This is a genomic window from Paraburkholderia sediminicola (assembly GCF_046027825.1).
GTDB classification, from domain to species: Bacteria; Pseudomonadota; Gammaproteobacteria; order Burkholderiales; family Burkholderiaceae; genus Paraburkholderia; species Paraburkholderia sediminicola_D.
This window is the reverse complement of sequence record NZ_JAQQDU010000001.1, coordinates 276,630-286,925: the sequence shown is the minus strand read 5'-3', so window position 1 is coordinate 286,925 and position 10,296 is coordinate 276,630. Positions and strand designations below refer to the sequence as shown.

Here is a 10,296-nt window from a genome sequence, read left to right as displayed (position 1 = left end):
AGGCGGCGCGGGTCTCGCGCGTGGATACCTGGGCCGTGCGGGGCTGAGCGCGGAGCGGTTCGTGCCGGACCCGTGGGGCACGGACGGTGCGCGGCTGTATCGCTCAGGTGACCTGGCGCGACGCGAGGCCGATGGCGGAATCGTCTATATCGGCCGCAACGATGCGCAGGTGAAGATCCGTGGCTTCCGGATCGAACTCGGGGAAATCGAGGCGGCACTGGCGGCGCTGCCGGCGGTGCGCGAGGTGAGGGTGCTGGCGCATGAAGGGCGGCGGCTCGTCGCCTATGTGGTGCCGCAAGGGAAGACGGGGTGTGACGCCGCGCAACTGGAACAGTCGCTTGCACAGGCGCTGCCGGCGCATATGGTGCCGGGCGCATATGTGCTGCTCGACGCCTTGCCGCTGACGCACAACGGCAAGCTGGACCGTGCCGCGCTGCCGGCACCGGATGCGACACCCGCAGACGAACACGTGGAACCCGCCACGCCGACCGAAGCACTACTCGCGCAGATCTGGTGTGACGTGCTGGGCGTCGAACGCGTGGGCGTGCAGGATGATTTCTTCAGGCTCGGCGGCGACTCGATCCTCAGTTTGCAGGTCGTCGCACGCGCGCAGGAAGCGCATCTGGACATTACCCCACGCCAGTTGTTCGAACACCCAACCGTCGCAGGACTCGCCGTCGTCGCCGAAGCACAGCGCAATCAGCCACGCTCGCGCACGGCAATCGAGCATCACGACGCGATGCCGTTGACGCCGATCCAGTCGTGGTTTTTCGAGCTTCATCCGCGCGGCGAATCGCACTGGAATCAATCGGTGCTGTTGACTTCCGACGTGGCGCTCGACGTGCGTGCGCTGCAATCTGCATGGCGCCATCTCCAGAAGCGGCATGATGCGTTGCGCCTGCGTTTTGCACGTCACGCGATCGATAGCATCGATTCGCCCGATGCACACAGCAGTGGGGCGGCGGGCGGCTGGCAACAGCGTGTGCTGCCATTCGACGGCGGCTCAGCGATCGAGTGCATTGATCTGCGCGCATTGCCGGACGCGGCGGCCCGTCTCGACCATGCATGCGAGGCGGCACAACGCAGTCTCGACATCGAGCACGGCCCGGTGTGCCACCTGCTGCACGCAAAAATGGATGACGGCGAGCGCGTGCTGATCGTCGTGCATCACCTGTGCGTCGATGGTGTGTCGTGGCGCATCCTGTTGCGTGAACTGGAGCGCGACTACGCGGTAGCCGTTGCCGATAAAAATGCAGCAGGCGACGCTCACGTCGACACCATCGCCGCTGCATCGACACCGTGGAGCGCGTGGGTTGCGGCGCAACGCGAGCATGCCGCATCGGATGCCGTTGTGCCGGATGCTTCCTCCTGGCGCGCGGCGCTCGCCGGCGCGGACCCGTGGTTGCCCGTGTCCTGTGAGGCTTGCGCCACCGCCACGTTCGGTGCGAGCCGCACCCGTGAAGTGCGCTTCGACGCCGACGCGACGCGCAGGCTGTCCAGCCACGCCGCGCGCGCTTATCGCTTGCGCGTGGACGAACTGCTGCTGACGGCGCTTGCGCAGACGTTGAGCGCCTGGCGTGCGCGGTCCGGTGTGCTGATCGACGTCGAAAGTCATGGCCGCACGCATCCGGTCGGCGAACTCGATCTGAGTGCCACGATCGGATGGTTCACGACGCGCTATCCGTTGTGGATCGATGCGCGCGACAATCCGACCGACGCGCTGCTGCATGTGAAAGATCGCGTGCGCGATGTGCGTTTCGACGGCATTCACTGGATGTGGCTCACGCAGGCGGACACCGCGTGCGCGTCGCACGGTGCGGGGACGCTTGCTGACCTGCCGCGCGCGCAGGTGAGCTTCAATTACCTGGGCCGCTTCGATACGTCGCTCGAGCAGGGTGGCCAGTTCCGCTTTGCGGCCGAAGCAGGGGGCGCGCCGCTTGCGGCCCGCTCGCCGCTGCCGTACGTGATTGACGTCAACGGCTTGATTGCGAATGAAGGGCTGTCGCTCACGTGGCGTTACAGCCCCGATGTGATCGACGACGCGACCATTGCGCGCCTTGCGGGCGATTTCGAGGCCCGCGTGCTGCGCCTGATCGAGCATTGCGAAACGATGCCGGCCGTGCCGACCCGTCACGATTTCGACCTTGCGCCGTTCACGCGCGCGCAGTTCGACGAAGTCGCCGCGCATCTGCCCGACGACGTGGCCGATCTCTATCCGGCTACACCTCTGCAGCAGGGCATCCTCTATCACAGCCTCATCGACGAGGCGCAGCAGAGCTACACGAACCAGTTGCATCTGACGCTGACCGGCGCGCTCGACGTCGCCGCGCTGCAAAACGCATGGCAGCAGGCCGTTGCGCGTCATGACATTCTGCGCACGCAGTTTTTCTGGCAATACGACGGCGCGCCCTTGCAGGTCGTCAGACGCGCATTGCAGTTGCCGTTCGAGCGCGTCGCCTTGGGCGCGCAGGACCTCGATACGCATGCGCTGCGTCTGTCGCAGTGGCGGGCGGTCGATCAGCAAAAGGGCTTCAGTTTTGATGCGGCGCCGTTGATGCGGGTGACGTTATTCGAGCGGCCAGATGGCGCGCACGATCTGATCTGGACGCATCATCACCTGTTGATGGACGGTTGGAGCAGCGCGCAACTGCTGTCCGAAATCGCACAAACGTATCGCGCGCTGACGCATGCCGAAGACGACGCAGGCAAGCCGCCGGCCAGCGCGCCGCGTTTTCGCGATTATGTGCGCTGGCTGCAGGCGCAACCGGGCAGTGAAGCCTGGTGGCGCGAACAGCTCGCGCGCCGCGACGAGCCCGCGACATTGCAGTCTGGCCTCGGACGCACGGCGGCGCCGCAGCCCGGTGTCGCACAACGGCGTTTCGCACTCGATGCACGACAGTCGGCGTTGTTGCAGCAGGCGAGCCGCACGCTCGGCGTGACGTTGAACACGATCACGCAGGGCGCCTGGGCGTTGCTGCTCACGCGCTACGGCAACCGGCAACAGGCGGCGTTCGGCGTGACCGTGTCGGGACGGCCGGCCGCTTTGCGCGGCTCGCAGCAGATGCTCGGACTCTTCATTCACAGCCTGCCGCTGTGCATTGACGCGCGGCCGGATGCGCACGTGTCCGACTGGCTGCGTGCGATCCAGGCGTATAACGTTGCCTTGCGTCAGCACGAACACACGCCGCTTGCGCACATCCAGCAGTGGGCCGGACAAGGGGGTGAGTCGCTGTTCGACTCGCTGCTCGTGTTCGAAAACTATCCGATCGACGAAGCCGCGCGCGATCAACGCGGCGCGCTGGACATCGTCGCGACGGAGTCGGTGGACCCGACGCACTATCCGCTGACACTGTCGATCCTGCCGCGCGAGGGCATCGAGATCGAATGGTCGTGGAATACGGCGTTGTTCGACGCATCGACGATAGAGCGGGTAAGTGGACACTACGTGGAACTGCTGGAACAGATGTGCGCGTTGGGCGAGCGCCGGCTGTGCGAGCTGTCGATGGGGGCGGGCGCGGGTGCCGCGAGTGCGGTGCAGCGCGTGTCGTATACGTATGACCCGACGGTGATGCGCTTCGAGTCGCGCGCGCGGGACTGTGGTGAAGCGCAGGCGGTGGTCTGCGGCGATGAACGGCTCAGCTATGCGCAGCTCGACGCGTGGGCGGATCGCCTGGGTGTGGCGCTGATGCGTGCGGGGGTGGCGCACGAAGAGCGGGTGGGGGTGTGCCTGGAGCGCTCGGCGGGACTGGCCGCAGCGCTGCTGGGGATCTGGAAGGCGGGCGCGGCACAGGTGCCGCTGGATCCGTCGTATCCGGAAGCACGGCTGCGCGAGATGATCGAGGATGCGGGCGTGCGTTGCGTGATCGTCGATGCGGCGAGCGCGGCGCGTCTGTCGGAGGTGCTCGAAGGCTGTGTGCAGGTGCGGATCGGGGATGAGGCTGGACAGCCGGATGAACACGCCTGGCTTGCAGCCCTGCACGGGCTGCGCAAACGCACCGCATCGATCCATCCGGAGCAGCTCGCGTACGTGATCTACACCTCGGGCTCGACCGGGCGGCCCAAGGGCGTGGCAGTGAGCCAGCGCGCGCTGTCGCTGCATCTGGACGACTTCGTCGGCACCTACGGAATCTCGGCGCGGGACACGCTGCTGCAGTCGTCGACGATCAACTTCGATGTGGCGCTGCACGAACTGCTGCCGGCGCTGCTGATGGGCGGCCGGGTGTGCATGCGTGGGGCCGCTGCATGGGACCTGCAGGCGCTCAGCGGCGCGCTGGCCACCCACCAGGTGACGTTCGCGCGGATCCCGACGGCACTGTGGCAGCAATGGCTCAGTGAGGCACCGTCACGCGAGGCGCTGCCGGCATTGAGGCAGATCACGGTGGGCGGCGAAGGTCTGCCGGGCGATGCGCTGGCGCGCTGGCAGCGCAGTGCGCTGGCCGGCGTGCGGCTGGACAACCTGTACGGGCCGACCGAGACGACGGTGGCGGCGCTGTACCGGCGCACGCAGGCAGAGGATACACAGCACGTGAGCGCGCCGATTGGCATTGCGTATCCGGGGCGCAGCGTGTGCGTGCTGGACGGGTACGGCAACGAGGTGCCGGTGGGCGGGCTGGGCGAGCTGTGCATCGGCGGGGTGTCGCTGGCGCGGGGGTACCTCGGGCGCCCGGGGCTGACGGCGGAGCGCTTCGTGCCGTCGCCGTACAACGACGGAGAACGGCTGTACCGCAGCGGGGACCTGTGCCGGCTGCGCGCGGATGGCTGCATCGAGTACCTGGGCCGGCTGGACCAGCAGGTGAAGCTGCGCGGGTACCGGATCGAGCTGGGAGAGATCGAGGTGCAGCTGCGCGGGTGCGCGGGCGTGGAGCAGGCGGTGGTGGTGCTGCGCGGGGAGGGCGAGCGTCGGCGGCTGGTGGCGTACTGGGTGGGTGAGGCGCAGGCATCGCAGTTGCAGGCGGCGCTGCAGTCGAGGTTGCCGGGATACATGGTGCCGGGCGGGTGGATGAAGCTCGCGCGGCTGCCGGTGATGGCCAACGGCAAGCTGGACCGGGGCGCGCTGCCGGCGCCACAGGAAGACGAGGCGTGGCAGGCGGTGGCGCCGCGCACGGCGCGCGAGACGCAGATGCGGGCGATCTGGGCGTCGGTGCTGGGGCGCGAGGCGCAGCTGGGGGTGACGCAGAACTTCTTCGAGGCGGGGGGCGATTCGATCGTGAGCCTGCAGCTGATTGCGAAGGCGCGTCAGGCGGGGTTGAAGCTCACGCCGAAGCAGGTGTTCGACCATCCGACGATCGAGGCGCAGGCGCGCGTGGCGGTGGAGCTGGGCGGGGGCGGTGCGGAGCAGGCCGGGCAGGCAGAGATACATGACGTGGTGCCGCTGACGCCGATCCAGGGGAGCTTCTTCGAACGGTTTGTGGAGGCGCCGTCGCACTGGAACCAGGCGGTGCTGCTGCGGGTGCGCGGGGGGCTGGAGGTGGCGCTGCTGGAGCGTGCGGTGCAGGCGCTGGTGGCGCAGCACGATGCGCTGCGGTTGCGGTTCATGTGGGCGGATGACACAGAGCATGCGGGCGCAGAAGAGCAGGGCGCGGCACAAGAGCAACGTGCAGCAGATGCGCGTGACACGGCAAAAGAGCCTGCCGTAACACGAGCGCAGGACGCAGCGGAAACACCGACACGCGGCTGGGCACAGCGACAGACCCGGCAGCAGGAACCACTGGTCGGACAGATCGCAGTCGAAGACAGCGAGATCGAGACACGCGTGTGGACACAGCGGGTAGAACCGCTGCAGATCCAGCAACAGGAACCACTGGTCGATCAGATCGCAATCGGCGACGGCCCGAACTGGGAGCAGGCGCTGCACGATGCATGCACGCGGGTGCAGCGGCAACTGGACCTGCGGCGTGGTCCGTTGCTGAAGGCGGCGTATCTGGACTTAGGACAACACGGCCAGCGCGTGCTGCTGGCGATCCACCACCTGGCGGTGGACGGGGTGTCGTGGCGCATCCTGCTGGAAGAGTTGCAGCAGGCGTATGCCCAGGCGGAGCGTGGCGAGGCGATCGCGTTGGGAACGCGCAGCACGCCGTTCAGTGTGTGGAGCATGCGTCAGCACGAGTACGGGATGCAGGCCGAGCGGCTCGCCGAACTGGGGTGGTGGCAGCAACGGCTCACGGGCGTGGTGGCGTGGCCGGCAGTGGATGCGCAGGCAAAAGCCGGATTGAGAAGTAAATCGACAAGCGAATCGACAGGCACATCGACAAGGGAATCGACAGCCAAATCGATGAACGAATCGATGAACGAATCGACCGGCACACCAACCGCCACCCATACAATCCGCCTCGACCCGCAGACCACCTCGGCGCTGCTCTACAACGGCGCGCACGGAACAGGCCGCACTGCCCTCACACCCGAAGTCCTGCTGCTGGCCGCGCTCACGCGTACGCTGGCGCAGCGCAGCGCGCAGCCGCGTGTGCTGGTGGAACTCGAAGGGCACGGCCGCGAGGACATCTTCGATGACATCGACCTGACGCGTACGGTCGGGTGGTTCACGACACGCTATCCGGTCGTGCTGGAAGCGCTGGGCGATGCCACGCACACCCTGCACACAGTGCGCACCGCACTGGGCGAAGTACCACAGCGCGGTCTGCACTGGGGCCTGCTGCAGGCGCGCGCGTCGCGCGATGCAACGGTGCGCGAAGCGCTCGCGGGACTGCCGCAGGCGACGGTGGGCTTCAACTACCTCGGCCAGTTCGACGCGAGCCTGCCTGAATCAGCGCGCTTCGCGTTCGCGGAAGAGCGGGGCGGCGACTCGGTGCAGACAGGACTGCACGATGCGCAGGCAAAGGCCCTGCAGCTCGATGCGCTGGTGGCGGACGGCGCGCTGCAGGTGAGCTGGCGCTATCGCACGGACCAGCTCACACAGCCAGACGTCGAAGCGTGCGCCACGAACTTCACGCAGCAACTGCACGACATGATCGATGCAGCACAACGTCCGGCCACGCGACTTTACGCGTCGGACTTCCCGCTCGCGCACCTCTCACAGCCGGCGCTGGACGCATTGAAGCTGGACCCGGAATCCGTCGTCGATATCTATCCGGCGACGCAGGCGCAGCAAGGCCTGCTGTTGCACACGCAGCTCGGCGCCCGCTCGGGCATCTACGTGAATCAGCTGCGTCTGACGTTGCGTGGTCCGCTCGATGTCGCCGCGTTGCGCGACGCCTGGCGGATCGCCGCCGCGCGGCACGAAATCCTGCGCACGGCCTTCGTCGTTTCGCCGGAAGCGGACATGCTGCAGGTCGTGCAGCGCGAAGTCGAGGTGCCGTTCGCCGAACATGACTGGTCCTCGCTCGACCCCGTGACGTACGACGACGAACTTGCCGCCTGGCGCGAGGCGGACGTGGCGCGTGGTTTCGATATCGAAGCACCGCCGTTGATGCGCATTGCGCTGATCCGTCGTCCGGACGGCGCGCATGATCTGATCCGCACGCATCATCATGCGCTTGTCGATGGATGGAGCGGCGCGCGCCTGCTGGGTGAGATCGTCGACGAGTATCGCGCGCGCCTGCAGGGTTCGCCGTCGGCACGGTCCGCGCCCACGCGTTATCGCAACTACCTTGAGTGGCTCGCTTCGGCGGATCGCGAGAGCGAGTCGCACGCATGGTGGCAGCAGCGAATCGCGTTGCTCGACGAACCCGCGCTGCTCACCGCGAGTCTTGGTGCGCCCGGGTTTGCTGCCGACGAACAACCGGCCGCTGACCTCATCAGCACGCGCGACATGGCGTTCGACGCGGATCTGAGCGAGCGGCTTCGTGCCACCGCGCAGCGCTACCACGTGACCTTGAACACGTTGATGCAGGGTGCGTGGGCGATGCTTCTGTCGCGCTACGGCAATCGCGGGCAAGCGGCGTTTGGCGTGACGGTCGCCGGGAGGCCAGTCGATCTCGCCGGTGCGCAGGACATGCTTGGTCTCTTCATCAACACGCTGCCGGTGTGGACGGACGTTCCTGACGGCGCGCGGCTGTCCGCATGGCTCGCCGGCTTGCAGCAGATCAACAGCGCAATGCGCGAGCACGAACAGACGCCGCTCGCGCAGGTTCAGCGCTGGTCCGCACGCACCGGCGATGCCCTGTTCGACAGCCTGCTGGTCTTCGAGAACTATCCGGTCGACGAGGCGCTGTCGTCGAGCGATGATCTGTTCACCATCGATGTGCTCGATTCGATCGAACGCACGCACTACCCGTTGACGCTGACCATCGTGCCGCGCGGCACGATCACGTTGCATTGGGCATGGCGCGCGGCACGTTTCGCGCCGGCAAATGTCGCGGCGGTGGCCCGTCATTTCGTCGATCTGTTGACGCGCTTCACCGAACCGGCCGACCCGCTGCTTGCGTCGATTGCGCTTGCGCCTGTCAACGTTGTGGCCGTGTCACCGGCGCGAGAGGTATTGGACACGGCCTCGTTCACGCCGGTGCACCGTCGCATTGCGGATCATGCGAGCGGCGCCGCTGCGGCTCGCACGGCCGTGGTCAGCGGCGACGCGACGCTGAGCTTCGGGCAACTCAACGCGTGGTCGAACCGCATCGCGCAACGCTTGCGGCGGCTCGGCGTGAAAGACGATACCTGTGTGGCCGTTTGTGTCGATCGATCGGTGGGACTCGCTGCAGCCCTGCTCGGCACGCTGAAGAGCGGCGCCGCGTACGTGCCGCTCGACGCATCGTATCCGGCTGCACGGCTCGCCGCGATGCTCGACGACGCGCAGGTCAGCGTCGTGGTCGCAGACGCAGCTTGCGCGCAGATGCACGCGACGCTGTTTGCCGATCGCGTGCTGGTTCGCATCGACGAGGTGGACGACGAGCGCGATGCACCGTTACCCGATGCCGCAGCGTCGTTCGATGAAAACCGGCTGGCCTATGTGATTCACACATCGGGTTCGACCGGCCGTCCGAAGGGCGTGGCGGTCACGCATGACGCACTGGCGCGGCTGCTGTCGTCTATCGGCGAACGCCCCGGTTTGTCGGCTGACGACACGCTCGTGAGCGTGACAACGGTGTCGTTCGACATCTTTGCGCTGGAGCTGTATGCGCCGCTGATGGCCGGCGCGACGGTGGTGATCGCGCCGCGCGCAGTCGTGACGGATGGACGCCGCCTTGCCGCGCTGCTCGACGACAGCGGCGCGACGATCATGCAGGCCACGCCGATGGGTTGGCGCGTGCTGCTGGAGGGCGGTTGGCGTGGCGCGCAAGGCCGGCGTTTTGTCGCGCTGTGCGGCGGCGAAGCGCTCGCACCGGACCTCGCCGCGCAATTGCTGTCGCGTGGCGTCGAACTCTGGAACATGTACGGCCCGACCGAGACGACGATCTGGTCGAGCGTCGCGCACATCGTTTCCGCTGCTTCGCCGATCACGCTCGGCGAAGCGGTGGGACATACCGTGTTGCGGGTGGTGGACCGCGCCGGCCGTTGCGTGCCGGTGGGAGGCGTGGGCGAGTTGTGCATCGGCGGCGCCAATCTGGCGCGCGGCTACGTGGGGCAGGCCGGCTTGAGCGCCGAGCGTTTCGTGCCCGATGCGCTCGGCGAACCGGGTGCGCGTCTGTACCGCACCGGCGATCTGGCGAGAGTGCGCATCGATGGTGGAATCGACTACCTCGGCCGGCTCGATCAGCAGATCAAGTTCCGTGGCTACCGGATCGAGATCGGCGAGATCGAGGCGCAGCTCGCGCGCAGCGCCGGTGTTCGGCATGCGGCGGTTGCACTGGCGGGCGAGGGTGAAGCACAGCGTCTCGTCGCATTCGTGGTGAGCGACAACCCGTTCGACGCCGTGCGTGTGCGTCACGAACTCGGGCAGGTGCTGCCCGTGCATATGACGCCATCCGCGATCGAACAGATCGACGCGATGCCGCTCACGTCGAACGGCAAGCTCGATCGCAAAGTGCTGCGCACGATGGCGAACGGCGTCGGTACGCAGGCCGCGTCGACGCACGCTGCGCCGCCTTCCACCGAGACGGAAAAGACGTTGTGCGGGTTGTGGGCCCGTGCGCTCAACGTCGTCGACGTTGGTATCGACGACGACTTCTTCGAGCTTGGCGGCCACTCGCTGCTCGCGGTGCGGATGGTGAGTGCCATGGCGGCGGCGTTCGGCCGTCCCGTCGATGTCGCGCAACTGTTCCGGCTGGCAACGATCCGGCGCATTGCGCTCGCACTCGACGAAGAGACGGGGCGTGCAGCGTGCGCTGAAGAAGACGATTCGGCCGACCAGCTCAAGGATCTGCTGTCGATGCTCGATGACTGAACGGATCAGGAAATCAAGGG

Annotated in this window: 1 protein-coding gene; it reads left to right on the top strand. The window is 67.1% G+C overall.

Annotated elements, in window-relative coordinates:
* A partial coding sequence (locus PQQ96_RS01160) for a non-ribosomal peptide synthetase (RefSeq protein ID WP_408287605.1) occupies nucleotides 1–10,276 on the top strand: 10,276 nt, incomplete at its 5' end.
* Nucleotides 10,277–10,296: the final 20 nt, after the last annotated feature.